The sequence below is a fragment of the Martinezella lusitana genome (genome assembly GCF_010668395.1).
GTDB lineage: Bacteria > Pseudomonadota > Alphaproteobacteria > Rhizobiales > Rhizobiaceae > Rhizobium > Rhizobium lusitanum_A.
This window is the reverse complement of the sequence record NZ_WUEY01000016.1, coordinates 125,983-150,792: the sequence shown is the minus strand read 5'-3', so window position 1 is coordinate 150,792 and position 24,810 is coordinate 125,983. Positions and strand designations below refer to the sequence as shown.

The 24,810-nt window shown below is 56.4% G+C and carries 26 protein-coding genes and 7 pseudogenes; 17 read left to right on the top strand and 16 right to left on the bottom strand.

The features are described from left to right. Positions 1–1,245: 1,245 nt before the first annotated feature. Together GR212_RS27130 and GR212_RS27125 are read left to right on the top strand one after the other, a co-directional pair. Positions 1,246–2,733, top strand: coding sequence for an acetyl-CoA hydrolase/transferase family protein (locus GR212_RS27130; RefSeq protein ID WP_163991342.1), 1,488 nt, complete (start codon positions 1,246–1,248; stop codon positions 2,731–2,733). A 264-nt stretch (positions 2,734–2,997) separates the two neighbouring features. Continuing rightward, positions 2,998–3,402, top strand: coding sequence for a sunset domain-containing protein (locus tag GR212_RS27125; RefSeq protein ID WP_348643553.1), 405 nt, complete (start codon positions 2,998–3,000; stop codon positions 3,400–3,402). A gap of 777 nt (positions 3,403–4,179) precedes the next feature. On the opposite strand, the pseudogene GR212_RS37280 reads toward GR212_RS27125, so the two are convergent. Continuing rightward, positions 4,180–5,081 (bottom strand): annotated as a pseudogene (locus GR212_RS37280) (IS110 family transposase); the annotation flags it as partial. Between the two features lie 38 nt (positions 5,082–5,119). Between GR212_RS37280 and GR212_RS27115 the strand changes: the two are divergent. Next, a protein-coding gene (locus GR212_RS27115; protein ID WP_163991340.1) for an IS5 family transposase occupies positions 5,120–5,880 on the top strand; the annotation gives its coding sequence in 2 pieces (ribosomal slippage) (positions 5,120–5,447 and positions 5,447–5,880; 762 coding nt in all). On the opposite strand, the pseudogene GR212_RS37275 reads toward GR212_RS27115, so the two are convergent. Beyond that, positions 5,880–6,047 (bottom strand): annotated as a pseudogene (locus GR212_RS37275) (IS110 family transposase); the annotation flags it as partial. The gene GR212_RS27115 and the pseudogene GR212_RS37275 sit on opposite strands and share 1 nt — an antisense overlap. 49 nt (positions 6,048–6,096) lie before the next feature. On the opposite strand from GR212_RS37275, the gene GR212_RS27110 reads away from it, so the two are divergent. Beyond that, positions 6,097–6,276, top strand: a complete 180-nt coding sequence (locus tag GR212_RS27110; RefSeq protein WP_163991381.1) for a Rha family transcriptional regulator — start codon at positions 6,097–6,099, stop codon at positions 6,274–6,276. A gap of 251 nt (positions 6,277–6,527) precedes the next feature. Further along, on the top strand, positions 6,528–6,680 hold the full coding sequence (locus tag GR212_RS27105) for a hypothetical protein (RefSeq protein ID WP_163991338.1): 153 nt from the start codon (positions 6,528–6,530) through the stop codon (positions 6,678–6,680). A 9-nt stretch (positions 6,681–6,689) separates the two neighbouring features. On the opposite strand, the gene GR212_RS27100 is transcribed toward GR212_RS27105, so the two are convergent. The 3 genes from GR212_RS27100 to GR212_RS37820 form a co-directional block, all read right to left on the bottom strand. Next, a complete protein-coding gene (locus tag GR212_RS27100) occupies positions 6,690–7,103 on the bottom strand; it encodes a hypothetical protein (RefSeq protein ID WP_163991336.1) in 414 nt (137 codons plus the stop codon). A gap of 114 nt (positions 7,104–7,217) precedes the next feature. Then, entirely contained in the window at positions 7,218–7,571 is a 354-nt protein-coding gene (locus tag GR212_RS36955; protein WP_348643556.1) for a hypothetical protein, read from the bottom strand. Next, positions 7,567–7,872, bottom strand: coding sequence for a hypothetical protein (locus GR212_RS37820; protein WP_432444411.1), 306 nt, complete (start codon positions 7,870–7,872; stop codon positions 7,567–7,569). Before GR212_RS37820 ends, GR212_RS36955 begins: the two co-directional genes overlap by 5 nt. A gap of 157 nt (positions 7,873–8,029) precedes the next feature. Between GR212_RS37820 and GR212_RS27090 the strand changes: the two genes are divergently transcribed. From GR212_RS27090 to GR212_RS27080, 3 genes are all read left to right on the top strand, one after another. Then, the gene (locus GR212_RS27090) at positions 8,030–8,473 is read left to right on the top strand and encodes a PRC-barrel domain-containing protein (RefSeq protein ID WP_163991334.1); all 444 of its coding nucleotides are present in this window, start codon (positions 8,030–8,032) and stop codon (positions 8,471–8,473) included. Between the two features lie 102 nt (positions 8,474–8,575). Next, positions 8,576–8,872: a PRC-barrel domain-containing protein gene (locus GR212_RS27085; protein WP_163991331.1), complete on the top strand. Its 297-nt coding sequence runs from the start codon at positions 8,576–8,578 to the stop codon at positions 8,870–8,872. 440 nt (positions 8,873–9,312) lie between these two features. Continuing rightward, complete coding sequence (locus GR212_RS27080; protein WP_163991329.1) at positions 9,313–11,184, top strand: ABC transporter ATP-binding protein/permease; 1,872 nt, start codon at positions 9,313–9,315, stop codon at positions 11,182–11,184. 928 nt (positions 11,185–12,112) lie between these two features. On the opposite strand, the gene GR212_RS27075 is transcribed toward GR212_RS27080, so the two are convergent. Further along, complete coding sequence (locus GR212_RS27075) at positions 12,113–12,487, bottom strand: response regulator (RefSeq protein ID WP_163991327.1); 375 nt, start codon at positions 12,485–12,487, stop codon at positions 12,113–12,115. Between the two features lie 229 nt (positions 12,488–12,716). After that, positions 12,717–13,010: a hypothetical protein gene (locus tag GR212_RS37815; RefSeq protein WP_163991325.1), complete on the bottom strand. Its 294-nt coding sequence runs from the start codon at positions 13,008–13,010 to the stop codon at positions 12,717–12,719. 141 nt (positions 13,011–13,151) lie between these two features. Between GR212_RS37815 and GR212_RS27065 the strand changes: the two genes are divergently transcribed. From GR212_RS27065 to GR212_RS27050, 4 genes and pseudogenes are all read left to right on the top strand, one after another. Beyond that, positions 13,152–14,057 carry a hypothetical protein gene (locus GR212_RS27065; RefSeq protein WP_163991323.1) on the top strand — a complete coding sequence of 302 codons (906 nt, stop codon included), beginning with the start codon at positions 13,152–13,154 and terminating at the stop codon, positions 14,055–14,057. Between the two features lie 82 nt (positions 14,058–14,139). Next, on the top strand, positions 14,140–14,628 hold the full coding sequence (locus tag GR212_RS27060; protein WP_163991321.1) for a hypothetical protein: 489 nt from the start codon (positions 14,140–14,142) through the stop codon (positions 14,626–14,628). 83 nt (positions 14,629–14,711) lie between these two features. Continuing rightward, positions 14,712–15,489 (top strand): annotated as a pseudogene (locus tag GR212_RS27055) (SDR family oxidoreductase). 89 nt (positions 15,490–15,578) lie between these two features. Beyond that, positions 15,579–15,992: a hypothetical protein gene (locus GR212_RS27050; RefSeq protein ID WP_163991319.1), complete on the top strand. Its 414-nt coding sequence runs from the start codon at positions 15,579–15,581 to the stop codon at positions 15,990–15,992. Positions 15,993–16,402: 410 nt separating this feature from the next. On the opposite strand, the gene GR212_RS27045 is transcribed toward GR212_RS27050, so the two are convergent. Both GR212_RS27045 and GR212_RS27040 read right to left on the bottom strand, forming a co-directional pair. Beyond that, complete coding sequence (locus GR212_RS27045) at positions 16,403–17,014, bottom strand: general stress protein (RefSeq protein WP_163991317.1); 612 nt, start codon at positions 17,012–17,014, stop codon at positions 16,403–16,405. 46 nt (positions 17,015–17,060) lie between these two features. Beyond that, positions 17,061–17,378 (bottom strand): PepSY domain-containing protein, encoded by a 318-nt coding sequence (locus GR212_RS27040; RefSeq protein ID WP_163991315.1) that lies wholly within the window; start codon positions 17,376–17,378, stop codon positions 17,061–17,063. A gap of 52 nt (positions 17,379–17,430) precedes the next feature. Between GR212_RS27040 and GR212_RS27035 the strand changes: the two genes are divergently transcribed. Next, entirely contained in the window at positions 17,431–17,622 is a 192-nt protein-coding gene (locus GR212_RS27035) for a hypothetical protein (protein WP_163991312.1), read from the top strand. 22 nt (positions 17,623–17,644) lie between these two features. Beyond that, positions 17,645–17,851: pseudogene (locus tag GR212_RS27030) on the top strand (hypothetical protein); the annotation flags it as partial. A 121-nt stretch (positions 17,852–17,972) separates the two neighbouring features. Here the strand turns inward: GR212_RS27030 and GR212_RS27025 are convergent. The 3 genes and pseudogenes from GR212_RS27025 to GR212_RS27015 all read right to left on the bottom strand — a co-directional run. Beyond that, complete coding sequence (locus GR212_RS27025; RefSeq protein ID WP_163991379.1) at positions 17,973–18,206, bottom strand: DUF2171 domain-containing protein; 234 nt, start codon at positions 18,204–18,206, stop codon at positions 17,973–17,975. 106 nt (positions 18,207–18,312) lie between these two features. Then, the gene (locus tag GR212_RS27020; RefSeq protein ID WP_281411079.1) at positions 18,313–19,542 is read right to left on the bottom strand and encodes an NAD(P)/FAD-dependent oxidoreductase; all 1,230 of its coding nucleotides are present in this window, start codon (positions 19,540–19,542) and stop codon (positions 18,313–18,315) included. 214 nt (positions 19,543–19,756) lie between these two features. Beyond that, positions 19,757–19,993 (bottom strand): annotated as a pseudogene (locus tag GR212_RS27015) (DUF2934 domain-containing protein); the annotation flags it as partial. 275 nt (positions 19,994–20,268) lie between these two features. On the opposite strand from GR212_RS27015, the gene GR212_RS27010 reads away from it, so the two are divergent. From GR212_RS27010 to GR212_RS27000, 3 genes are read left to right on the top strand one after another with little or no spacing between them, the layout of a single operon-like run. Beyond that, positions 20,269–20,430: a DUF1328 domain-containing protein gene (locus GR212_RS27010; RefSeq protein WP_163991309.1), complete on the top strand. Its 162-nt coding sequence runs from the start codon at positions 20,269–20,271 to the stop codon at positions 20,428–20,430. 32 nt (positions 20,431–20,462) lie between these two features. Next, complete coding sequence (locus tag GR212_RS27005; protein WP_163991307.1) at positions 20,463–20,720, top strand: hypothetical protein; 258 nt, start codon at positions 20,463–20,465, stop codon at positions 20,718–20,720. Next, entirely contained in the window at positions 20,717–21,091 is a 375-nt protein-coding gene (locus GR212_RS27000; protein WP_163991297.1) for a GFA family protein, read from the top strand. Before GR212_RS27005 ends, GR212_RS27000 begins: the two co-directional genes overlap by 4 nt. Before the next feature lie 202 nt (positions 21,092–21,293). Here the strand turns inward: GR212_RS27000 and GR212_RS26995 are convergent. From GR212_RS26995 to GR212_RS26980, 4 genes and pseudogenes are all read right to left on the bottom strand, one after another. Then, positions 21,294–22,087, bottom strand: a pseudogene (locus GR212_RS26995) (IS630 family transposase); the annotation flags it as partial. Positions 22,088–22,137: 50 nt separating this feature from the next. After that, a complete protein-coding gene (gene istB / locus GR212_RS26990; protein WP_163991295.1) occupies positions 22,138–23,019 on the bottom strand; it encodes an IS21-like element ISRel3 family helper ATPase IstB in 882 nt (293 codons plus the stop codon). Further along, on the bottom strand, positions 23,016–24,275 hold the full coding sequence (istA, locus tag GR212_RS26985; RefSeq protein WP_163991373.1) for an IS21 family transposase: 1,260 nt from the start codon (positions 24,273–24,275) through the stop codon (positions 23,016–23,018). The genes istB and istA overlap by 4 nt, the downstream gene beginning before the upstream one ends. 124 nt (positions 24,276–24,399) lie before the next feature. Beyond that, positions 24,400–24,717 (bottom strand): annotated as a pseudogene (locus GR212_RS26980) (helix-turn-helix domain-containing protein); the annotation flags it as partial. Between the last annotated feature and the right edge of the window lie 93 nt (positions 24,718–24,810).

The window sequence follows — 24,810 nt, the reverse complement described above, 5'->3', positions numbered from 1 at the left end:
TATCGGCAGGTTTGAAGAAGGCGACTGAACGCAATAATCGACAGAGTAATTTCACATTGGGTCCCCAGAAAGAGACCCGGCTCTTCGTCCTCGTGATGTCCGCCGCGCCGAGTCTCTGCCGCATATGACGGTGCGGCGTTGCAACTTTTAGGACCCGCTAAATGAACGCAAGATGAACCAGTTTCGGCGCGCTTCTTTTGTGCTTCAACCGTACCAAAACGGCGGTATTTGGCCTCGACTTCAATTCGTTTCTATTTTCTAAATGTGCGGGTCCTCTTCTAGCAGTTGAACAGGATTTACCCACTTTTCTTGCCCCGCCAGCCATCAGGCGGGGCATTTTTTGACCTGACGATCGGCATATTTGCTGCGGCCCCGGAAACGAGAAGGTGCCGGCCGAACTCGCGAGCTGGCTGGAGGCCTTACAAGCGCTCACGAGCAGGATATGCAGGACGCAGGGCGGCGCTTTAGATTTCAGCGGGGACGGGACTTCTCTCAACTCAACTATCCGAGTGCTCCGGCGTTGCGGGTTGAGGCGAAGTGGGAAACAATCTGACGGGATTCTCCCGTTTCCCACAACTTCGTGGTAGCGCCACGCTGCAGCTTTTTCGCACCGTACCAAATTGGCCCGATCCGACCTGGACACGGGCTGGGGAACTGGTTCAATATTCTCCGGCCCGTTCGAACTCCACCCGGGCGATGTTTCTCCAATTGCCCCGCCGATTTCGTGCGGGGCTTTTTCGTTTCATCTCCCTGCTGTTCCCCTATTTCCGATTACTCACTTCAGAGCAAGAACGCATCGTATGTCTGCGTTGCCGCTATATCAGTCGTCGTCACCGGGCGGCGCAGTGGAACTCGGTTATGGTCATTCGTTGGTCTATGATGGCGCAGCGGTGGCGGTGGTCCGTTCGGTCGGCATCTTCCGCTTCGCGGTAAATGCCGATGCGGCCTATAGGCACGGTCCACGCATTGAACTGTGAGCTCTACCGGCGGGCGCACGTCGATCCGCTGCGGTCGCTCGCAGGCACTACGGATAGGTCTGTCTGTATAGACGAGGCAAGTAAAAGAGATTCGATTTCGTATCCACCAAAGCCATGAACCTGACCACGACTATGGCAGCGACGGACTATATCAGGCTTGCTCGCAATTCCAGGCCTTTATCAGGCAACTCGGACACGACGCACGCTTGACTAAATGCGGGCCGGGTTCCAAAGCATTCTTACTTCCCTCGCCGCTTTAGAGGTCGCCATGCTTGGACACCGCATCCGTCGCAAATCCCTTCTTGACAAGGTCACAACGCCAGAAGCCGCCGCAAGCCTGATCAAGGACGGGATGATCATTGGAATGAGTGGCTTCACCCGAGCGGGTGACGCGAAGGCCGTACCGATCGCCATGGTCGAGAAAGCAAAATCCGATCCGTTCAAGATCACCCTCATTACCGGTGCGTCTCTTGGCCATGACATAGATCGTATGTTGACCGAGGCGGGAATTCTTGCTCGACGCATGCCGTTTCAGGTGGACAGAACCTTGCGCGCCGCGATCAACCGCGGCGAGGTCATGTTCATCGACCAGCACCTGTCGGAGACGGTCGAACACCTGCGCTCCCATCAGTTGGGGCCGCTCGATTATGCAGTCGTGGAGGCTGCGGCAATCACGGAAGACGGCGGGATCGTACCGTCCACCTCGATCGGCAACTCCGCGAGCTTCGCAATCCTGGCCAAGAAAATCATCGTCGAAATCAATCTCAGTCAGCCTTTGGCGCTCGAAGGCGTTCATGATGTCTACATTCCGACAAAGCGACCAACGCGAGTGCCGATCCCGGTTGTGGCCTGCGACAGTCGGGTGGGCTTCCCTTATGTGCCGATCGATCCGGACAAAATCGCTGCCATCGTCGTCACGAATGAAAAAGACAGCTTTTCGACTGTCGAGGCTCCTGATGCCGAAACGCAGGCGATCGCCGCCCACCTGATCCATTTCTTCGAGCGAGAAGTCGCAATTGGGCGCCTTGACCTGTCTCTCCAGCCATTGCAGGCGGGGATTGGGACCATCGCCAATTCGGTTCTAGCCGGCCTGGCAGACGGCCCCTTCCGCGATCTGCGCATGTACAGCGAAGTGCTGCAGGATAGTACTTTTGATCTCTTCGATGCCGGAAAATTGTCATTCGCATCCGCATCGTCGATCACGCTCTCGGCCGCCTGCAGTGATCGGGTGTTCAACCAATTCCACAAATATAAGGACAGGCTGGTATTGCGGCCGCAGGAGATCAGCAATCATCCAGAAGTCATTCGTCGACTTGGCGTCATCGGTATCAATACCGCCTTGGAGGTGGACATTTATGGGAATATCAATTCCACGCATGTGAACGGAACCCATATGATGAACGGCATCGGTGGCTCGGGTGATTTCGCACGCAATGCCTATTTATCTATCTTCGTCACCAAGTCGCTGGCAAAAGGCGGTCGAATTTCATCGGTGGTGCCAATGGTGCCGCATGTCGACCACACGGAGCACGATGTCGACGTCATCGTCACGGAAAACGGCCTGGCGGATCTTCGAGAGCTTGCACCACGGGAACGCGCCGGGCTGATAGTTACGCACTGCGCCCATCCGGACTATCGCGAGGCACTTCTGGACTATTTCCAGCGAGCGATGGCGCGTGGAGGCAACACGCCGCATCTCCTTGGTGAAGCATTCTCTTGGCACATGCGGCAACAAGCTACCGGCACCATGAAGTGAAGGACCGCTCACAGCCGACGCCAAGTGTGCCGTAAAGATCGTCAACCGAACGACGGAGGCGAAAGAAGCTGCGGGCGTACCGGACTTGATGACCCGGCGACATAGACCGGCCACATGGAGTAAGCACGCCAAAGCGCCCGCCCCGGCTTGGGCACGAGTTTCAGTTTCATGGGATGTCCTGGGAGATCAGTAGATTTTGATTTATCCGCTCAACTCAAACGAAAGCGGCATTTGCTAAATTCCCGAAATTCGGGAGATGTATAGATGCCCAAATTTGCCGCACTGGTGGTACTGGTTTCAGCGGCACCTTTTACGGCTGCAGGAGGATATACCTTGATTCCGCAGCCTGTTGCTAAGCGTGTCATGGAGACCATCGATCCGGCGTGCAATATCAAGGGTAATATCAGCATCGACACTGGCGAGCGTATCTATCATGTCCCGGGTCAGAAGTTTTACGCTATGACCCGGATAGATCCTATTGACGGTAAGCGGTGGTTCTGCAGCGAGCCAGACGCTCGAGCTGCAGGATGGAGAAAGTCAAACGGTAAAGGCTTGAGTACGCCTGTCCAGCGTGCGATGATCCTGTCGCCTATAAGGCACAGGTGTGATAAAACGTTGCATATTTTATCCGGTGGGACGCTGGCCAAGCCCCTCCCGCTGCCGGTGTAATCCTCAGAGCATCGGGCACCTGATTTCAACTGGTTAAATTCACTTCTCTGTGAGCGAGATTGAACGCGCGCAGTGAGCGTGCAATTGTCCTCGAGCCTACAAGGCAAGGGTGCGCTGGGACGCTCCTGTTCCCTATCGGATGAGTCTCCAACCCCAAACATAGCCGTTGTGCGAATGCTATCGCCTGCGGCCACCCTAAATGTCGGCATGGCTTTGCGATGAACCAACAGGATTGAAACGACTATTTCAGCGTGCAATGATCCGCTTGCCTATGAGGCGCGGGCGTGGCAGTTATCGAGAAGTACTGTCTGACGGGTCATCCCTATCGACCTGTCGCCGGAGCGAGGGGCTTTGCTCCGGCCGCCCGATTCAAGACCACGACATGACTGAAGGAATCAGATTTCCCGTTCTGTCCGTGAAGGACGGAGATGCGTAGCCAACAGCCGGGATGTGGCTGCTTATTTTGGGAAGAACCACCACGACGTAAAGAGATCGATCGATGACCTCGTACATAGGGGTGGCCCCATGTGTGGACGGCCCGTGGAATGCAAGACTATATTTCTGGCAGCGACCAATCAGGTTCAGTCATGTGTCCGGCCTATATGCGCAGCGTCGGTGCTGCTGGCCATGATGAAGTCCGCGGACGGAGAGCCAATTTTGCGCGCTCAAAGCGCTGGGGGCACCCAGGCTTCACTCCATCCCCGGCCTAGCCGGTTCGCCATCACAACTCAGTCCTTCATTCCCCCGCCCGACCGGTGATGGCCGAACGGGATTCCCTCAGGCCGTTGCCGGCCGATACACTTCCTCCCGTCTGAGAATAGCCCACGCAATGCGCGCGGTTTTGTTGCGATCGCCACGGACACCAGCCTTGCAGGTCTGCGATCCAGCAACCGTGCGATCCACGGAAATGAAGATGCGTCGAGGCGGGCTCGCCGAACAACCGCAGTCGCTCCGACCACCAGCAATCGCCTGATGGTTCGATCTCCCTGCTTGCTGATCCGGCCGAGCCGTTCTTTCCCGCCACTGCTGTTCTGTCGTGGCGTCAGACCGAGCCAGGCCGCGAATTGCCGTGCCGATCTGAATTCCGCAGCATCCCCGACCGAAGCGGCGATAGCCGCCGCCGTCAGTGAACCTACGCCAGGGATGGTCATCAAGCGACGGGCGGCCGCGTCGCTCCTGCACCACGCAATGATAATGCGATCCAACTCGGCAATCTTCTGACTGAGTTCTTGTAGTTGGTTTCGAATGTGTTCCAGCGCCAGCACTGCTGGCGCGGGTAGCTCATCTCTTGCCGCATGCAGCGCTTCGAGCGCGGTCTTCACGCCCATCGCTCCTTGCGGAGCAATGATGCCAAATTCCGCGAGGTGGCCACGGAGAGCGTTGATGAGCGCAGTTCGGTGACGAACGAGTAGATCTCGCGTCTTGTGTTGCATTAGCAGTGCTTGCCGCTCGCAGCTCTTGATCGGCACGAAACGCATCGTAGGGCGTGTGACCGCTTCGCAGATCGCCTCGGCGTCTGCAGCATCGTTCTTCCCGCGTTTGACATAGGGCTTCACATAGACTGGCGGCATCAGCTTGACCTCGAAGCCCAACTTGCCGAGTTCTCGCGCCCAGAAATGAGAAGTCGAGCAGGCTTCCATACCGACTAGGAGGTGTGGACTCTTAGGATTCCCAAACGGTTGATGATGTGATTCAAGACTGTCTTTTGGAGGCAGTCATGGGTGTTCTTGACCGTTTGATTCTTCGTGATGACCAATGGGATCAGATGTCGCGCCATATTATCGGCGATGATCGTACGCGCGGTTCTTCGGGGCGTGACAATCGCATGTTCGTGGAGGCGGTGCTGTGGATCGTGCGAACTGGCTCGCCCTGGCGTGATCTGCCGGATGTGTTTGGCGATTGGAACAGCGTCTTTCGGCGCTTCAGCCGCTGGAGCCAAAAGGGCGTCTGGTGGCGTCTCTTCGAGGCGATGTCGGGTGATAGTGATTTCGAATATCTGATCGTCGAAAGCACAATCGTCCGCGCCCACCAGCACGCCTCTGGTGCAAAAAGGGGGCTGAAGATCAAGCCCTTGGCCGCTCTCGCGGCGGCTTGAGCACCAAAATCCATATGGCGGTCCGTGGTCTCGGATGCCCTGTGCGCTTCATTCTCACCGCCGGCCAGAAAGGCGACGCACCGCAAGCCGGTGCGTTGATCGAAGACCTGCCAGCCGATGTCGTCATGGCCGATACCGCTTACGACAGCGACCGGCTGCGCAAGGCTGTCGCAGACAAAGGCGCGCAAGCCGTCATCCCCAACAACCCATCTCGTGCGAAGAAGTATCCGCTCGACAAGCAACTCTATGCACAGCGTTACCTGATCGAGTGCTGCTTTTCCAAGCTCAAACAATTTCGGCGCATCGCCACACGGTACGAGAAAACCGCACGAAACTATCGAGCCATGATCGCACTGGCCGCAACAATCCTATGGCTCAAGTAACTGTCCACACCTCCTAGGCAACGCGGGATCTGTTCAAAGAATTGCAGCAACTGATTTCGGCGGAGCTGGCGGCGAGCAACGATACACCCAGTGTCATCAACAGCATGTACCTGAAAAACGTTCTTGGCCAGATCAAGACCAACGACAGCGATATTCTCTAAAGACATGGTGCGGTTCCTTTGAATTGCTGGAGCGCGGTGATCGTATCATCTCGCGCTGCGGTCCCGGAGGGCCGTCCACACCATCAATTTTGGGGAGACCCCCTACATCCACATTCAGAACGGCCAAACCGACCGGTCGTATGATATGGACCGAGATGGATTTACGCTTCTCGCTATGAGCTTCACCGGCGACAGGACGCTGGAATTCGAGCCTGCCTACATTGCCCCGTTTTAACGCATGGAGGCGGCGCTGCGAGAACGCGACGACGAACCGGAGATCATCCCGCACATGCCGGAAGCGGAGGCCCGAATGCTCGGCGCTGACCCCGCGGCACGTTAGGGCCGGACACGGCGCGGCAGCTATGGGATCAGCCCTCCTCAGAGGCGCCCTGCCGCGGTGTCAGCTGGGGTTTGAGTTGCATCCAACCGTATTGCGATTTTTCTCATTCTCGGTTATATTTCATTTGGTTAATGGAGATAGCTCTAATGGATGATGTCGAGGATTACAATACTATGGATATGGCCGAAATCCGAGCGCGTCTTGAGGATCTTGCGGTGCAGGCGCGAGAGATTTCCAAACACATGATGGTGGAACTTTCCGAACAATCCGCTTCGGAAGTTGATGCGGAGGTCGGCTAGGCTACTGCGCTAACGGACAATATTCGTTACGGCTATAGATTGAGGTAAGACGGCCATGGCCATACTCACCGCGGGCAGAGAAACGGCAAAAGTTTCAAAGAATCGTGGGAGCAATCCCCCAACAACGAAGGCATCAAGACTAAACACGAAGTTCCCAAGCAATAGCAAATAGATCGACTTATGCACCGACGAGGCTCCTTCATCAGCCAGGTTAGACGAGCTAAATGCCTCAGAAGAATGCCAGGAAAAGAAGTTCGGTATTTCGGAAAGAAACATGCTCAAAAGGCAACCCTCGCGCGGCACGCCGTTTGCAGCATTAAACCGGGCAATGATGACAGTCTGTCTAGTCGAAGGTGGGTTCTTGAAAACAACATTCGCTTCTTCTGGCTCGCGCTTTCGGGTGGATGTGAACTGTGGCACCATAACTTAAACCAGGAAATCTACTGCTCCAGAGGCCAACGCTTCTTTCTAAGCCCTTGATTGTCGATGAGATTTTGGACGCGAGAATAGCCAGGGAGTGCAGCGACCAGGCGCACATTATACGTTCTCCGTAGTGATGCTCTGACCTTCAAGAACACCCGCAACGAAAGCAGTGTTGAAGTCTCCCGATCTGAAGTTTGGATGGTTCAGCAGCCGGGCGTGAAAGGCAGCAGTTGTCGTCACGCTCTCGACAACAAGTTCATCCAACACCCGAAGCATTCTTTCGATTGCCTCGTCGCGGTCTCTTCCCCAGCAGATTAGCTTACCGATCATGGAATCGTAGAAGGGCGGAATGGCGTAGCCGGCCTCGATATGGGTATCTATGCGCACGCCGAATCCGCCGGGCAGCCTGATGCGGGCCAGCTTCCCAGGACTGGGTGCGAATCCATTGTTCGGATCCTCTGCGTTAATGCGGCATTCGATGGCGTGGCCGCTGAACGGGTATCCTCCTGCTGCAATGTGAGAGGCAAGCCGCTGGCGATCTGCAGCTGGAGCTTGATGAGGTCGATACCGTCACCATCTCGGAAACCGGATGTTCGACCTGAATGCGCGTGTTCATTTCGATGAAGTAGAATTTGCGCTCGGTGTTGTCGAAGACGAACTCGACAGTTCCCGCATTTCTGTAGGCAACTGACTGGCAAAGCGCGGCTGCGGCCCTAGCGAGATCACGCCGAAGTGTCTCATCCAAAACGGGCGATGGTGATTCCTCGATGAGCTTCTGGTTTCGCCGCTGCGCCGTGCAATCGCGCTCGCCTAGCTTTGCGACTGCAATTCTTATCGTTATTTATCGTTCGTGCGGAACTTCGAAGAGTCATATGCATTTCTTGAAGCCCGCACTGCCGTGCGGGGACAATTTCACAGGAGCACCAATGAAGACCTTGATTATCGCCGCCGCCGTTTCGCTTTCCCTTACGGGTGTCGTCGTCGCCCAGCAGACAGTCGCAACCGGCTCCAACGCTATGATGGCTGGCCCGGGCATCACCATCGGGAACGCCGCAACGATGCCCCTCAAGTATGTTGAGATCAAGGATGTCGACCTCGTCACATCGAAGCTCATTGGCGTCGACATCTACAACAAGGCCAATGAGGACGTCGGCGAGATTTCCGATATCGTCATCGGCGACGGCAAGTCTGTGATCGGCGTTGTCGCAAGCGTCGGCGGCTTCCTCGGCATTGGTGAAAGCTACATCGTCATCGATCCCGCCTCCTTGGCGCTCGCCAACGATAACGGCACCTGGAAGGCTTACGTCGATACGAACAAGGACGATCTCTCCAAGGCGCCGAAATTTGACTATTCCAAGCTGAAGAAGTGATCGCTATTCGGCAGACGGCTGCATAGCCGCCTGCCTTCTGCATAGCGTTGGAACGACCTGCGGCTATCGCGGTTTCCTTCGCAGTTAAACGGAGGAGAAATCATGGATTATTCCAATCATGTTCGTTTAAGCCCGCATCAGCTCAATGCGGGCAATCTCGAAGGTGCGGCTGTCTATGGCGTCGACGACCGTAAAGTCGGCAAGATTGACCATGTTCATGGCAGCGGCATGGCCGCAACCGTCGTCATCGACGTCGGCGGCTTTCTCGAAGGAGGCGCCAAGCCTGTCGCAGTCTCAATTGGCGATCTCAACGTCATACGCGATGAAGGCGGATACGTGCACGCGGTCACCAGCTGGACAAAAGACCAGTTGAAGCACATACCTGAGCACCGCGATTGAGCCGAACATCCGGCAATGCTGGGCTTTTTTCGCCTTAACTAGATCCAGGCGCCCTGTCATCGGCGCCCGTCGTTTTGATCACGCGCTCTCATCGCCAATTCGTGCAGGTCCGTCACATCGCCAGTTTCTTCTTCCGCCGCAAAAATGACCGCTCAGAACGCAGCTTAAGCGAGCGCCTTCTTTGTCACAGCCAGCTGCTCGCCGCGCACCGCATCGAGCAATTGTTTTGGCGCTATCCCTGTTCTCGCGAGGCATTTGATCGTCGCGGCGAGCCTCCCGATCTGCCAGCCTCTTGGCTTTCATTATCGTATAGCCTCTGTTTTCAGAGATGCGACCGACCGTTCCAAACTTTGCGACAGCGGGATGTCGGTGTTTGTAACGCTGATAGGGCGATCGCGAGACTCTAAGAATTAAAGTCGAAGAAATGGAAAGGTTCTAGGTTGGAAACCCCACCGACAATTGAAACGGCAGACACCAAAGGCGCCTTGACGCCTGAGCAGACGGAAGAGGCGCGCAAAGCCTATCTGCTGAAGCGCTTCTGGGTGAGCGGTCGCGGATATTGGGGATGGGACGGCGACCGATCTGCCTGGCCGTCGTCGATCGGATTGTTCCTCTTGATCGCAATCAATGTCAGCTTCCAGTACGGCATCAATGTCTGGAACCGCGGTCTCTTCGACGCCATCGAGCAGCGCAATGCGTCGACAGTCTACTTTCTTGGCGCGGTGTTTCCGCCGCTCGTCCTTGGAAGCGTCGCGGTCGTCACCGTCCAGGTCCACGTGCGCATGCTGATTCAGCGGCGCTGGCGCTCTTGGCTGACGAAGGCATTGATCGCTCGCTGGCTGGCGAACGGCCGCTACTATCAGCTCAATCTCATAAGTGGAGATCACCAAAATCCAGAAGCGCGACTCTCGGAAGATATGCGCATCGCGACCGAGTCTCCGGTCGACTTTGTCGCCGGCGTAATCGCGGCGTTCGTGTCGGCGTCCACTTTTATCGTCGTCCTGTGGACCATCGGCGGGGCTATGAGCCTGCCCATCGGAGGAACGGTCATCACCATACCAGGCTTCCTCGTCGTAACGGCCGTCATTTATGCGGTTGTAACCTCAGGTTCGATAACATTCATCGGCAGGAGATTCGTCCGAGTTTCCGAAGCGAAGAATCAGGTCGAGGCCGAGTTTCGCTACACCCTGACCCGAGTGCGCGAAAACGGCGAGAGCATCGCCCTCCTCGGCGGCGAGGAGGAGGAACGAAACGACCTGGACAAGACGTTCGCCAATGTCCGCCAACAGTGGCGGCGGCTCGCGCATCAGTACATGCGAACTACGCTTGTTTCGCATGGATCGATGCTGATCGCGCCTGTTGTCCCGGTGCTGCTCTGCGCTTCCAAGTTTCTCGACGGCAGCATGTCGCTTGGGCAGGTGATGCAGGCAGCATCCGCCTTCACTATCGTCCAAAGCGCGTTTGGGTGGCTGGTCGACAACTATCCCCGTCTCGCCGACTGGAACGCGTGCGCACGGCGCGTTGCTTCTCTCATGATGTCGCTCGACGGATTGGAACGCGCGGAACAAAGTGACTCGCTTGATCGGATCAAGCGCGGCGAAACAGAAGGTGAGGCAATGCTCAGTTTGAACGACGTCTCGGTTTCTCTCGGTGACGGCACCGCTGTCGTCAAGGAGACACAGGTCGAGGTCGGTCCAGGTGAGCGTGTTCTGGTCGCTGGTGAATCCGGGTCGGGTAAGAGCACCCTGGTGCGGGCCATCGCCGGCTTATGGCCGTGGGGCAGCGGAAGCGTCAATTTTCACGCTGACAGGCAGTTGTTCATGCTCCCCCAGCGGCCGTACATTCCCTCGGGGACACTCCGACGTGCCGTCGCATATCCTCAGCCAGCTGACAGCCGCACGGTGGAAGACATTAAAGCCGCTCTCGAGAAGGTCGGCTTGGCTCATCTCACTGATAAAATCGACGACGAAGCCCCGTGGGACCACACATTGTCCGGCGGCGAGAAGCAGCGACTGGCGTTCGCACGCCTGCTGCTCAACGACTCCGATATCATCGTGCTGGATGAGGCGACTTCCGCGCTCGACGAGAAGACCCAGGACAAGATCATGGAAATGCTCATCGAGGAGCTACCCGACGCTACCATTGTAAGCGTGGCTCACCGCGCCGAACTGGAGGTATTTCACAGCCGGAAGATCACACTTGAGAAGCGTGAAGGCGGAGCGAGGCTGGTAAGTGACGTCGATCTCGCACCATACGGCAGGAGACGGAATGTGCTGACACGACTCGTAAAATATTCACGTAAACTGCAGTAAGGCTCGTGGCCTGCCATGACGATGGTTTGTGGGCGAACGGTGCGTTGGTCTGCGGCAGATGCATTGATGAAAGCTCGCTTTCGCGAAGCCCCCGCTTCGGGCGTTCCCAAGCCATCGGCCTATCTGTGACTCAAGTTTCTCGATTCGCGCGATGAACGAACTAAGCGACTCGGCATTGTCCTTCGCTCAATCAAGGAGGTATCGCCATGAACAAAACCGCGATGATTGTTGCAAGTTGCTCCTTTGCTCTCGGCTCCTCCGCGCAGGCCGCCCCCCGTACACGGTAAGCACTCGAACGGGAAAATGGTTGTGCCGCTCGTTTGGTAATTTAGGCCCATTGCGATAGCTACGCGTAGGCTGCCGCATTTTGAGCCGGAAATCTGCCGCCTGGCTTTAACGCCTTTCTCCACCAACAAGCCACTTTTGAAATCATCGATCCGTGGATCTTGTGACGGTCGTTTTATCGACAGGCACTTTGCCCCTGCAATGGGCCGAAGTGAGCTTGACCGAATTCTTTCATATCGTCTACCAAAAGTCACACATGTACCCTGGTCATCGGCAATTACACTTCTCTACGTCGCCGGCATGAGGTCAGCGTTCGAACTGCGGTCCGTCTTTGATACGTTGATTGCCGACCATGGGGCGGAGATACACCACCAGGTCTGCCGAGATGAACGTACCACCGGTCGCCCCGTCATTGAGATAGAGGTCGGCGGGCGTGGAGCCGGCCTACAGGTCGATGACCTTGTCTGCGAAGGTGATGGCGCGGGCCCTGACCTTCATAACGGGACAGCAGGTCTTTGCCTTTGGGTATATCGAGAACGGAGAAATTGATCCATGGACCGACATCCGGAGCCTTCATCCCGAACGGCGGAAAGCAGCAACGGCTGTATATGATATCGCAACTTTAATCAAAGTAGGCAATTTTTCATTCCACGACTGTACGGCCACCTGCGAGACGAGTAGCGTTCGCGGATCGCAACAGATCGACTATATTCTCATCGACAAACGGCTTTGCTATTATCGCGAATACACCTGATAGACCATTTCGCAACGCTTCTGGAGCGCCAGTAACAAAGATGATCGTCGTATGATACCGATCAATCAGGCGGCGGGCGAGCTGCAAACCGCTTTTTCCGTCAGCAAGACCGACGTCGATCAAAGCGATATCGGCTTGGGGACCATAAGCGAGCGCTTGCTCCATTGTCGTCGCGGGTCCCAGCGCCACAAAGCCTGCGTCGGTCGCGATCGTCTTGAGATGCAATGCAATTAAAGCTTCGTCCTCAACGATTAATACTTTCATAGTGCCACCTAATGTCGCTGAAAAAGACCTTTGCGCTGTCTTTGCAACATCAACTTTGCCAAAGGCGATTTGTTCCGAGCGCTCAGTCTCTCAGGCAAAAAATGCCCCATTTAACCTACCGCGATAAGCCCGAACGCGCACCCTTATAGCAGTGGCTTGCCGCCAGCGACGGCAGCTGTGGCGCCGGAAATATAAATCGAGAGAGGATCGGCTAACACAACACAAGCTGTCACAGCTCGACCGGCTGTTCGGCCGTTTCATCGGCACCCGCTCTGCGAAATTCCCGCAGTGTCAGCGGGTCCAGAAAGCAAAAGATTTGGGCTTCAGAGCGAATACCAAATCCTGTGCCGCCACCTTTTCCGCGTTTGTCATTTTCGCTATGGATCGAAGCGGGAAGGCTGCCTCGATTACCACAATTGGAGCTTTTGAAAGAGCGACCGTCTGATGGTTTGATTTTGCCGGGCGAAACCACCACAAGATCCGCGTTGGCAAGCAACGCAAAGTACCGCCCATGCTGGAACAAATTCCCTCGCTCGCCGTTGCAATTGGCGTGAGTTCACGCCTGGAGGATATTCAAATGGGTCGAGGTATTCTGCTTTGGCTTCTCGGCATTCCCCTGCCGATCGTCATTCTTCTCGTTCTCTTCACGCGATAGGAGGAGTTAATGTCCTCTATCGAAGACGTGCCCGCAGAAGCGCTTGCGGTGGAGTCGTCCAAACCCGCCATTGTCTGGGGGCCGATTATCGGTGGCGGCCTCGCCGCAACCGGCATTACCCTCATTCTGTTGCTCCTCGGGTCTGGCGTCGGCCTGACGATGGTATCTCCTTGGTCTGGCCAAAGCAGCTCAGCGACCACCATTGGCGTCACGGCCGCCATCTGGCTGGTGGTGGTTCAATGGCTGTCGTCGGCAATCGGCGGCTACCTGACTGGCCGCCTTCGCACGAAATGGGTTGAAGTCCATTCGGATGAGGTTTTCTTTCGCGACACAGCGCACGGATTTCTCAGCTGGGCGTTGGCAACTGTATTCGTCGCGGGATTTCTCGCCTCTTCGCTGACTTCACTGGCCGGCGCATCGCTCAATGCGGTGGGACAGGTCGCCGAGACCGCAGGTAGCCTGGCCGCTTCTGCAACACCAGCGACCAGCGCGGATTCGACCGCCTATTTTACTGACGCCCTGCTCCGGCCCACCAAGGTCTCCGACCGTGCTCAATCCGACGATCGGGCAGCAGCGGCGGAAATCTCGAGAATTCTTTTGCAAAGTGCGGCAAGTGGACAAATTCCGGACGGAGACAAGTCCTATATCGCGGCGATCATTTCCGCCCGTACCGGTCTTTCCGACGCCGATGCCCGAAATCGCGTCGATACTGTGCTCAAGCAGATCGATGACGCCAAGTCGACAGCGAAGGAAGCGGCAGACAAGGCAAGAAAGACAGGTGCAACCACCGCGCTGGTCGGTTCTCTCTCTTTGCTGGTCGGCGCATTCATCGCATCGGCGGCAGCAGCTCTTGGCGGTCGTCAGCGCGACGAGGAGGAGGACTTGCTCGTCGCGGCGCGCCAACCGCGTAGATAATCAAGCCAGTAAGTTACAGCGCACTAAATGAATTCAGATCAGTTAAGATCAAAAATCTGATGGCACGAATGGAGCCGGAGACATGCCCAAACAAAAGAATTCCCGTGCAGTTCAATCCTTCTTGAACGAACGCGAGGAGCAGCGAGAGCAGGCGCCCGAAAGCGAACTTGACAAGGGGCTTAGGGACACGTTTCCAGCTTCCGATCCCGTTTCCGCGACACATACGACTGCCTCGTCGATGTCTATCTCCTCTGAGGAAGCGAAAAAAGGCGAGGCGCATCATCACGTGGATACTTTCGAGGACAAGCTTCCCATCGCTACTCCTGGAGAAGTCTTGAAGAACGTTAAGCTTCTCAACAAAAATGCGGCGAAGAACGGCACTCCGGCGCTTTATGGAGCAGCGACCCAAATCCTCCGATCCGATCCCGCCGCGACCTCGCGCGGCGGTACTTCTTCCTTATCTGACGAGGGGGGCCTCTTAAGCGAGATCAAGCAAAGGATTCGCGAACGACCGATCGCGATAATGGTTACGGCCATCGCCATCGGATTCGCTTGGGGCATGACACGCTAAGCGCGTGGTCAGACCACCTCTTTTCATCGATTGCCGGTGATCATGTCTTGCAACATGGCCACTCCGCTAGCAAAGGCTGACGTATGACACGGCGCGTCGCATTGGTAACCGGGGCGGCTTCCGGAATAGGACTTGCAACCGCACAGCGCCTTGTTGAAGCTGGTTATGACCTCGCTCTTGTCGATATCGATCGCTCCGCGATTGCGAGCGCCTGCCAGCGCTTAGAGCGAACAGGCAGTAGAGTTATTGGTATTCCCGCTGATATCGCCAGCGAACCTGATCTCGATCGCGCCATCCGGTGCGTATCCGAGAAGTTTGGCAGCCTTCAGGCCGTCGTCGCCAACGCCGGAATTAACGGCGTCTGGGCGCCGATTGACGATATCAAGGCAGAGGAGTGGGATACAACTATTCGTGTCAATCTTCGCGGAACCTATCTGACCTTGAACAAAACAGTCCCCTTGTTGAAGAAGGCAGGCGGCGGCGCCATTGTCATTGTTTCTTCCATTAATGGTGTACGAACGTTCACAAGCCCCGGCGCGACGGCTTACAGCGCGACAAAGGCTGCGCAGATCGCTATCGTCCAACAGCTCTCACTGGAGCTCGGCCGTCACCACATCCGCATCAATGCCGTCTGTCCCGGCGCGATTGCAACTAACATCGGAACGAGCACAGAGATACGCCATAAAAATGCAAACAGAGATTCCGGTTATCTGGCCGGAAGGCAGCATACCGATGACTGAAGGCAAACCCGGAACGGCCATTGATGTCGCCAATACTATTGAATTCTTGCTTGGCGATGCAGCCGCTCACATCACTGGCACGCCGGTATTTGTCGATGGCGGGCAGGGATTGTTGCGGTAGCTGAAATGAGATCATTTCAGGCAACTTTCCTGCGACCGCAGCGGGAAGCATTGCCTGGCGATCATTCGGACAAAAGGGAGACGTACACCATGGCTCAGAGCCACAACTTGCATACCAATCCCGTGGGAAACAGCGAGTCCGAGGCTTCAGCAATTGCCCGGGAGGACGCCATTGGTCTTGGAGCCCTGGAAGAGATCACTTCTCGGGAACGGCTTGAGCTGCAGTTGCGGGAACTCCAGATTGAAATCGCGATCATGCAAGCTCGCTTTCGAATTATCAAACGACAGGCCGGGATTATCGCTTTGGGCAGCGTTCGATGGATGGACGCTTCTGCTCACGACCAGTTAGGAGACTACCCATGGCTAAAATTATCCGGGGCTTCGTTGGGAGCATTCCTGATGGGACAATACCTTCGCAGACTGCCTTTCGGTCTGGTGGCGCTGGCAATCAAGCCACTTCTTGTTCCAGCCATTAAAGCTGCTTCTGCCAAAAGGCGTGAATAGCGTTAGGCCGAAACTTCTGATGCACCTCAATGTCCGCCCGTCAATGAGGGTTCCAAGGCGGAAAAGGCGCTATGAAACAGTGTAACCATGCAGCGGTCCTTGCATGACGCGACGTGCGACACATGATTCCTTGCAGATGTCCCTTGGAAAGCCACTTCATCACGTCCGATTAGGAGGCTTAGTTACAGAAAATATGAAAAGATAGTCGCGCAAGTGAATGCAATTGAATGCGCACGGTGATCAAGGGCGACATAAATGAACACCGGTGCATAGTTAGATCTTAGATCCTTGTGCCGTTCCCGTCTGCCGCTCCAGGTCGCTGCAACATCGGGAAGACGGGTTGCGGACAACTAACGATGAAGCTTGGCGGAACAGAGAAACGGCCTTGTAGGCCGCCCCTCCAAAGTCGATCAAGCGCGCGGGTCGATACCGTAGCGTCCGCGCTCGGCGGCAATTTGATCGGGTGTGTAAGGCTCAGCGGCCTCATCGAAGCGCGACCACCCCTCGGCACTGTATCTCGCCCGCCGGTCTTCGAGATCAACGGCTCGCGAGTTGTTGAGGACCGTCTGCGCGGTAACGATCTTGTCGTCTTCCACCTTTGCCGTCACGACAGACCCTCCACGCCTCACGCCCTCCGCATACATATGAGCATCCTTTTCAGGAACGCCAGATGCAATCAACGCACCTACGATGCCACCGGCTGCTCCACCGACAACGGCACCTGCAACAGCACCTGCAGCGGTCGCGGCTAGCCAACCCGCCGCCACGACAGGTCCGACGCCGGGAATCGCGAGCATGCCGAGCCCTGCCAGAAGGCCGCCTGCTCCACCCGCAACAGCGCCGATGCCAGCACCGGCTCCGGCGCCTTCAGCGGCATCGTTGCCCTGTCCTTCAACCTTTTCCTTCCCATCCTTGCGGGACACAATGCTTATTTGGTCTGAAGATATTCCTGCATTTTCCAGGGCCTTCACGACCGTTCGCGCATCGTCATAGCTGTCATAAAGTCCGCTCACGATTCTCATGGGTATTTCCTCTTCGTTGTTATATCGGTAGGGCATAACAGGGCAATTATTTCGCCATGACGATGTTGCCCTGGAAGTCCAGAGAGACATTTCCCTGCTTTCCATCCTTCGAAGCTGTTGCCCGCCATACGCCCTGGTCGTCGAGCTTCAGTCCGGATACGTCTTGGTATCCTGCCTCTTCCATCCGCGATTTTGCCTGAGACTCGGTGAAACTGTTCTTGCCCGCGACGGGTGCGCCGGGATTGGTTTCACCTGAGGTGGAAACCGCGGGAGTTGTCTGGGATGTCTTGGGCGTCTCGCTCTGCGCCAAGCCTGCGGTAGCCGTAAGACACACGAACGCGAGGCCAAAAGCCAATTTTTTCATGGAGTTCCTCCGAGGTTTTCATCCAGTTTCAGGTACAAGGAGGAAACACGCCATGACGATGATTGTTCCGCTGCCTCTAGACGGTTTCAAGCATGTCGCGAATAAATGCCAGGCGAACGCGCTGCGTTCCATGAGAATTGAACCAGATTTCGGGCTGAAAATTAAAGCCTTCCGAACGGCAGAACGCCCTCATCAACAACGAAAGACGTCCAGCGACGGAACTTCCGGCGACCAGGAGGATTAATCTGGACACTGGAGGAACATGAATGACCAATCTCTCACCCAAGTCGCCAGCCGTCGAATCCATGAAACAGGAACAGGCCGAACAGCGCAAAGAGGCCGCCAGAGGGCCCCTCGACAAAGGTCTCGAAGATACCTTTCCGGCATCGGATCCGGTATCGACGACCTCGACAGGCATTCCATCGGGACGAACGGATGCAGATGAAGCCGATCGAGTAAAAAAGGATCCGGACTTTCCCGCACAGCCGTCGTAACCGTCATTGTATGATGATAGTCACCGTTCGCAGCGAAGCTTCCGATCACGGCGAATACCGTAAGAACAGTCGAAGTATGGGGCCAGCGGCCCCATACGCCTCAGTTGAAGGAAGACCACTGACTGCGGACTTCGTCCGAATTTTTCGTCAGATGGACATGGGCATCGACGCGAGCGACCCAGTCAATCGGAATGAGGTGATGCCGACCGTCATCGGAATTGTTTTTAGTGAGCTTGATACGGCTCTCGCCGTCCATGTGGTCAACCGTCCCGACATGAATGCCATCTGCGGCAATCACTTCCATATGTTCGGCAATCTGGCTTGCAGAAATCATCATAGCCTCCTCCTTGGTAGCCATATCTGAACGCCCGCGAAAGCCTATAGTTCCCGAACCTCACAGGCATTCCATCGACTGAGAACATCATCGGCTTGCGGCGACGTCAGGAGATCGGAAACAAATCCCAATCGGCATCGTGATGGCCGAGAATCTCACCCGAGATCAGCTCCGCTGCGATCTGGCTGAACGTAATGCCGTTTCCCCCGTAGCCCATTGTCACGAACACGTTCTTCATATGAGGGACGTTTCCGATCATCGGCAGGCCATCAGGCGTCACCGCAAAGGCCGCTGACCATTCGAATTGTGGCTCGCCGATCGCTATGCCGGTAAGGTCGGCAAGCTTCTCGACGAGCACTTTTGTCTTTCGTTCGCGCTTCGCCTGGTCCTTATAAGCCTCTTCGACACTCTCATCCTCGCCGCCAAGAATGACTCTGCCGTCAGGTGTTGACCGAAAATAGAGATAGGGGTCGGATCCCTCCCATACGAGATACCGATCCAGCCATTCAGGGCGCTTAATATTTGGGCGGCTGGCAAGCGCCCAGGTGGAAATCACCTTCTGCCTCTTGTTTGCAAACCATTCCAGGAATTCGTATCCCGTACAGAACACGACATGTCGCGCTGACAGCAGGGCCCCCTGCGACGTCGAAAGCACAACATCCTCGTCAAACACCCGGACATCCTTGATTTCCACTCCCGACACGATCTCCGTACCGAGAATTACGGCATTCCGGAGAATTCCGGCTGTCAGTTGTGCCGGGTTCGCCGAGGCGGAGATCGTGCTGTCGATAGCAGCCGTGCGATCGATCTGAAACCTTTCCCGAAGGATTGCAGCGCTCAGCAACTGCGCACCTATACCAGCCTCGGTCCTTGCCTCGACCTCTGCTTTCAACGCACGCGCCCCGTACTCTTTCCCTGCCAGAAACAAGGTCTTCTTTCTTTGGAATGAGCATTTCACATCGAGATCACGCACGATTTGCGCTAGTTGTTCCACCGCGCTTGCCGAACGGCGCCATACCCGTTGCGCATTTGCGACCCCCATTGATTTCTGCAACACATGCAGCGGAATATCGATCTCATGCTGAATCATCGCGGTACTTGCCAGGCTACTTCCCTTCACAGGTGCCCGCCGATCCACCATGAGGATGCGCAAACCTTTGCCAACCAGAGAATGAGCCATGAGGGCTCCGCTTATGCCCGCCCCTACGATGATCACGTCGTAAGTCTTATGAATGATCGCTCGGCTTGTCCTGATCGATCCGCCCCGCATGGCAGCCCATAATGGCTGCTCACGGCGCAAGGAACGTTGTTGCGTCAATGGCGCAGAATTGTCCAAGGAAATGACCTGTCATTTGAAGGCTGGGGCGACTCTGGTTTCTTGTCGTTAACAGCGAAGAGGCGCGGCGGTTCCTCAACGCGCAAAGGTTCCTGTTTCAAAAAGCACAATCCACCAACCTTGGCCGCAGCCAATGAGGACTCACTTCGTGGCCATAGCTTTTCGCATCGACTTCACGAAGTTCATATCGATGGCGGCAAACGCAAGCTTTTCAGACGGATCGTGGTGGCATCCTACCAAAATCTCCGCTTTCGCCCGCAACGTCGGGCATGGCTTCATCATCGTGGTCATCTTCATCAATCAGATCCTGTAGTGTCTCGTGCTCGTTGTCCTCCTCCAGTTCGTCAGAGGCTTGCATCCAGTGGCGCATTGCTGCGCCTTCTGGACGACCTTCATCCTCCCATATTTCGTAAGCGCGGCGGCGGATTTGCTCGTGTTTGTCGGTCGCCATCATTCCTCCTCACCCAATCGGGATGTAATCTGGGCAGCTGGTTTTTCTGCCACACACTCGGGCTTGGCAATAACTCGATTTTCGGGGTTTTGTTCCGCAAACTGTAGCCAACTGCAAGGCAGCCAAATCCGACCCGAGGGATCGCCGTCAGAGCGACTGGAGCCTTTTCCGTCTATTCAGTGACGATTTCAGCGCATTCACCGGCCCCTCTCTTCATATTGCGGAACCAAGCATGGTCTAACTCGTTCTTCCGTCTAACTACAATGGAGGCTGATATGCTTTACTATGCGCTGGTATTTCTCGTCGTGGCCCTGATAGCAGGTGCACTTGGGTTCGGGGGTATTGCGGGGGCCTCGGCATCTATCGCTCAAATCCTATTCTTCATTTTCCTCATATTGTTCGTCGTATCTCTCGCCATGCGTCTGGCAAGGCGGTAAGGGCGCCGAATGGTTGAAATGGAGAAAACTACATGACCGTGACTTATCATGTTGGAAAGCACGACGGTGGATACGGCTACCGGCTTGGACACGTTTGGTCTGAAACCTTTGCGGATCATGACATTGCGCTGGCCGCGGCGAAGGCGGCAGCCGAACGCCAGCATCTCGAAGGTCGCGATGCCGAAATTGCCTATCAGCTTTCCGATGGTGGCTGGCATACGGAACATGTCGATGGCGGAGACCGCCCCGACACTTACGTGGTCGATGATGACGACGGACGCCCATCATGAGCACATTGATGGGGTCATGCCGATGTGGACAGGTGCGAGTTGCGGTCCGAGGACCGCCAAGGCGGATAGGCATCTGCCATTGCACCGATTGTAGGCAGGAAAGCGGATCAGCCTTTACCTTCTTTGCGGTATGGCCAAGCGGCCAGTTTGAGTACAAGGGCGAAACGACTGAATTTTCGGGACGCCAGTTCTGTCCGAGGTGTGGTTCCAGAGTCTTCTCGGCAAACGAGGTCGAAGCCGAAATCAAGCTTGGAATACTGACCGAGGCGCCGACTACTCTCATTCCAACCTACGAACTTTGGATCAAACGCCGCGAGCCTTGGCTCCGCCCCATCGAAGGTGCGGAGCAATATGAAGAGGACAAATCCTAACTCACTACAGACTGTAGGAGCGGGAGCGAGCCAGGGAGAAACACGTTGGAACTCCCAGATCAATGCGCTGAACTGCACCGCTATGAACTTTCGGCAGGGTTGGACAAGTTCCGGTGCCAGAGGATGGTACCAACTACCAACCAGCCTTTGCGCCATGTCGAGTAGTACCCGACGACATTCAGGTAGGAGATGCCTTTTCTTTCTAGTCACCTGAATCTGAAGTTCGGTTCATTGTCTTCTGGCAGAATCGCTTGACTGAGGCGAGGATTTGGTCGGCGGATTTAACCCACTTGTATGGGGAGGGGTTCTCGTTGTGGGTTTCGATGAAGGCGTCGATGTCGGCTTCCAGTTCCGCAGTGGAACGGTGTACACCGCGCTGCAACTGCTTTCGCGTCAGCTCTGCGAACCACCGCTCGACCTGATTGATCCAGGATGCCGACGTTGGCGTGAAGTGAACATGCCAGTGTGGGCGGCGCGCGAGCCAGGCCTTGATCCTAGGCGTCTTGTGGGTCGCATAGTTGTCCATTACCAGATGCACGTCCGGCCCATTGGGTATTTCGGCGTCGATCCGCTTCAAGAAGTCGAGGAATTCAGTGGCCCGTTGACGCTTGTAGCAAACCGATGACCGCCCCAGTGGCAATGTCGAGCGCGGCGATCAGCGATGTCGTGCCGTTGCGGACATAGGTATGGGTGCGCCGTTCGGCGACGCCCGGTGCCATGGGCAGCACAGGCTGCTCGCGATCCAAGGCCTGGATTTGGGACTTCTCATCCACACAAAGTACGACCGCCCGGTCCGGAGGCGACATGTAAAGACCGACGATGTCCTGCACCTTATCGACGAAGAGCGGATCAGAGGAGAGCTTGAATGTCTCGGCACGATGCGGCTGCAGGCCAAATGCGGTCCAGATCCGACGGGATCCGACGGATGGTGGTATGCGAAAGCCCGCTGTCGGCTGCCATCGAACGAATAGACCAGTGCGTGGCATCCTTTGGAGTGTCAATGCCGCGTGAATTTTCCTCAGAAGTGCCGAAGTAAAATTCCCCACTTATGCCGACGTGGAGGCGACGGAGATTTGGGAATTTTTTGGCGGACGTCCGCGTGGTTTTTGAGGTGGAGCGAACGCCGGGGGTGCGATCAGGGCTTTGGATCGGACATGCTCCGGCATCAGCTCGGCATGTTGCCGCAGGCGGTAGCTGGATCCCTCGATCTGCACGACGACGGCATGGTGAAGCAATCTATCGAGCAGCGCCGTCGCGACGACGGGATCTCCGAACACATCGCCCCATTCTGCGAAGCCGCGGTTTGACGTCAGGATCATCGCACCACGTTCATATCGCGCATTGACGAGCTGAAAGAAGAGATTGCCGCCGCCTTGGACGACCGGCAGATAGCCAATCTCGTCGACGATCAGCAGGCTCGGCCTGCAGAAGAAGCGAATGCGCTCCTGCAATCTACCATCCCGCTCGGAGCGGGCAAGTGAGCCGATCAAATCGGCGAGCGTCGTGAAGTAGACACTCTTTCCGGCCTTCACGGCTTCGACGCCGAGCGCTGTGGCGAGGTGACTTTTGCCTGTTCCTGGCGGGCCAAGGAAATGAACGGCCTCATGACGATCGACGAAGCCGAGTTGCGCCAGAGTGAGGATGCGATCGCGATCGAGCGAGGGCTGGAAGGTGAAGTCGAAGCCAGCGAGCGTCTTGATCGTCGCAAGCCTGCCCATTCGCAGTGCAGTTTTGATCCGGCTGTTCTCGCGTAAAGTGAGTTCTTCGGAGAGAAGGATATCAATGGCTTCCAGCGCCGAAAGTTCACCGTGCTCGAGACGTCGAACGACATGGTCGAGAGCTTCCAGTGCACGTGGCATCTTCAGGCCGACGAGGTCATGACGGATGCGATCGATCATGGATGGGATGGCATCAAGGGTCGCACTCATGGGCGGCCCTCCTGCGCCAGGACCTTGCCGATAGCATCGTAGAAGGCGAGAGATCGCTGCAGCACGGTGTCGCCGGCAGGCTTGACGACAATGGCGGCGTCCCGTGTTCTGGATCGGTATTGCGGCGCGAGTGCTCGTCGATGATCAGGATGAACCCGGCGCTGTTTGCGCCCCTCCAGAACAGGATGGGCTGCGATCAGCATGCCGTTCTCGAAGATACGGACCTCGTCGGCGAGAGAATGGACTTCCACCATTCGGCTTCGCGTAGCATCCGGAACACTGTAGGTGTTGCCGCCGACGCTGACCATACCCTCTCGGGACACCCGGCGCTCTAGCTTCAGGACGGATTTGAACGGAGCCAGCGGCAATGGTCGCAGGTGCGGCCGCTCCTCTGCGAAGGCTTCATTGACGACACGCAGGGTCGTGGCGTGCTTCCTTGGATTGGCGACGCTGTCCAGCCAGTGCCGGAGCTGGGCGTTCAGATCATCGAGGTTGCGAAACGAACGGGCGAGGAAGAAGTCTTCGCGGATATAGCGAAACGGCCGCTCGACCTTGCCCTTCGTCTTGGCCCGATAAGGTTTGCAGGCTTTCGGGTGGAAACCGTAGTGGCGTGCCAGGTCGATGAGGGCACGGTTATAGACGATGCCTTCTGTCTGGCCTTCACCGATGACGGCCGTCTTCATCCGGTCGTAAAGCACCTCCCGTGGAGCGCCACCAATGGCCTCGAAGGCTGCTATATGGCACCGCAGGACGGTCGGCAGGTTCTGATGCATGACGAAGCGTGCCCAGATGAGGCGGCTGTGACCCAGCACCATCGAGAACAACCAGACGATCCTCGGCGTCGTCGGTTCGTCGGTGAAGACAACATGGAATTGCGCGAAATCGACCTGAGCCTGCTCACCGGGCGGCGTCTCGAAACGAACTTCAAAGCCCTGACTTGCAACGGGGCGTACATCGCGGAGAAAATCCGTCACAGCCGTGTAGCCGCCGGTATAGCCTCGCTCACGCAGTTCCCGAAACAATCGACTGCCGGTCAGACCGGAGTAGGATTTGACCCGCTCCCGTAGATATGAAGCGAACGGGTCGATGACCGTCGCCCGTGGCTTTCTTGGACCATAGGCCGGGGCCTCAAGTCCTCGCTCAATGTATTTGCGCACCGTCTTGCGATCGATGCCAGTTTCTCTGGAAATAGCCGACACCGTCAGCCCCTGCTGATGCAGATCCAGGATCATGATCGTCTCCCTCAGCTTGATCACCAACATCCCCCTTCCGACCATCAGAAGGAGTATCGGTGATGGCGCGCCCCGGAAGACCGGCGGCCGCAGCACCTGGGGAAGATTCAAACGGCACTAATGGGGAGTATTGATCCGGTACTGACATTGGAGTGGCGTTCAACGTACGTTCGACGACCTGAGCAACCTGGGCATCGGAGACTGTTCGCGGTCGACCGGCACGATATTCATCTGTCAGCCCTTCAATACCATCCTGTACGAACCGGCGGCGCCACTTGCCAACCGTGTGCGCGTGAACGCCCAGGCGTTCGGCAACCTCCTTGCTTTGCAAACCCTGCGCGCACAGCAAGACCATCCGGCATCGATCCGACAAGGAGCGTGGCGCTTTATGCCGGCGCACCTGAGTTTCGAGGAAATCTCTATCCGCGTCGCTTAGAACGACGAGGTCCGCCTGCCTGCCAACCATCAATCAAACTCCGGCTCTCCTGACAGAAGCCGAACAAATGAGGCTTACTTTGGTTCCACATGACTAGCGCGAAAACCCGGAAGGATCGAGTTG

Coding starts and splice junctions, on each gene's coding strand:
- GR212_RS27045 (WP_163991317.1), bottom strand. CDS start 17,014: ATGAGAATCGTGAGCGGACTTTATGACAGCTATGACGATGCGCGAACG.
- GR212_RS27065 (WP_163991323.1), top strand. CDS start 13,152: ATGTCCTCTATCGAAGACGTGCCCGCAGAAGCGCTTGCGGTGGAGTCG.
- GR212_RS27005 (WP_163991307.1), top strand. CDS start 20,463: ATGACCGTGACTTATCATGTTGGAAAGCACGACGGTGGATACGGCTAC.
- GR212_RS27130 (WP_163991342.1), top strand. CDS start 1,246: ATGCTTGGACACCGCATCCGTCGCAAATCCCTTCTTGACAAGGTCACA.
- GR212_RS27010 (WP_163991309.1), top strand. CDS start 20,269: ATGCTTTACTATGCGCTGGTATTTCTCGTCGTGGCCCTGATAGCAGGT.
- GR212_RS27075 (WP_163991327.1), bottom strand. CDS start 12,487: ATGAAAGTATTAATCGTTGAGGACGAAGCTTTAATTGCATTGCATCTC.
- GR212_RS27035 (WP_163991312.1), top strand. CDS start 17,431: ATGACGATGATTGTTCCGCTGCCTCTAGACGGTTTCAAGCATGTCGCG.
- GR212_RS27025 (WP_163991379.1), bottom strand. CDS start 18,206: ATGATTTCTGCAAGCCAGATTGCCGAACATATGGAAGTGATTGCCGCA.
- GR212_RS27050 (WP_163991319.1), top strand. CDS start 15,579: ATGGCTCAGAGCCACAACTTGCATACCAATCCCGTGGGAAACAGCGAG.
- GR212_RS27040 (WP_163991315.1), bottom strand. CDS start 17,378: ATGAAAAAATTGGCTTTTGGCCTCGCGTTCGTGTGTCTTACGGCTACC.
- GR212_RS27105 (WP_163991338.1), top strand. CDS start 6,528: ATGGATGATGTCGAGGATTACAATACTATGGATATGGCCGAAATCCGA.
- GR212_RS27060 (WP_163991321.1), top strand. CDS start 14,140: ATGCCCAAACAAAAGAATTCCCGTGCAGTTCAATCCTTCTTGAACGAA.
- GR212_RS27100 (WP_163991336.1), bottom strand. CDS start 7,103: ATGGTGCCACAGTTCACATCCACCCGAAAGCGCGAGCCAGAAGAAGCG.
- GR212_RS27000 (WP_163991297.1), top strand. CDS start 20,717: ATGAGCACATTGATGGGGTCATGCCGATGTGGACAGGTGCGAGTTGCG.
- GR212_RS27125 (WP_348643553.1), top strand. CDS start 2,998: ATGCCCAAATTTGCCGCACTGGTGGTACTGGTTTCAGCGGCACCTTTT.
- GR212_RS27090 (WP_163991334.1), top strand. CDS start 8,030: ATGAAGACCTTGATTATCGCCGCCGCCGTTTCGCTTTCCCTTACGGGT.
- istB (WP_163991295.1), bottom strand. CDS start 23,019: ATGAGTGCGACCCTTGATGCCATCCCATCCATGATCGATCGCATCCGT.
- GR212_RS27085 (WP_163991331.1), top strand. CDS start 8,576: ATGGATTATTCCAATCATGTTCGTTTAAGCCCGCATCAGCTCAATGCG.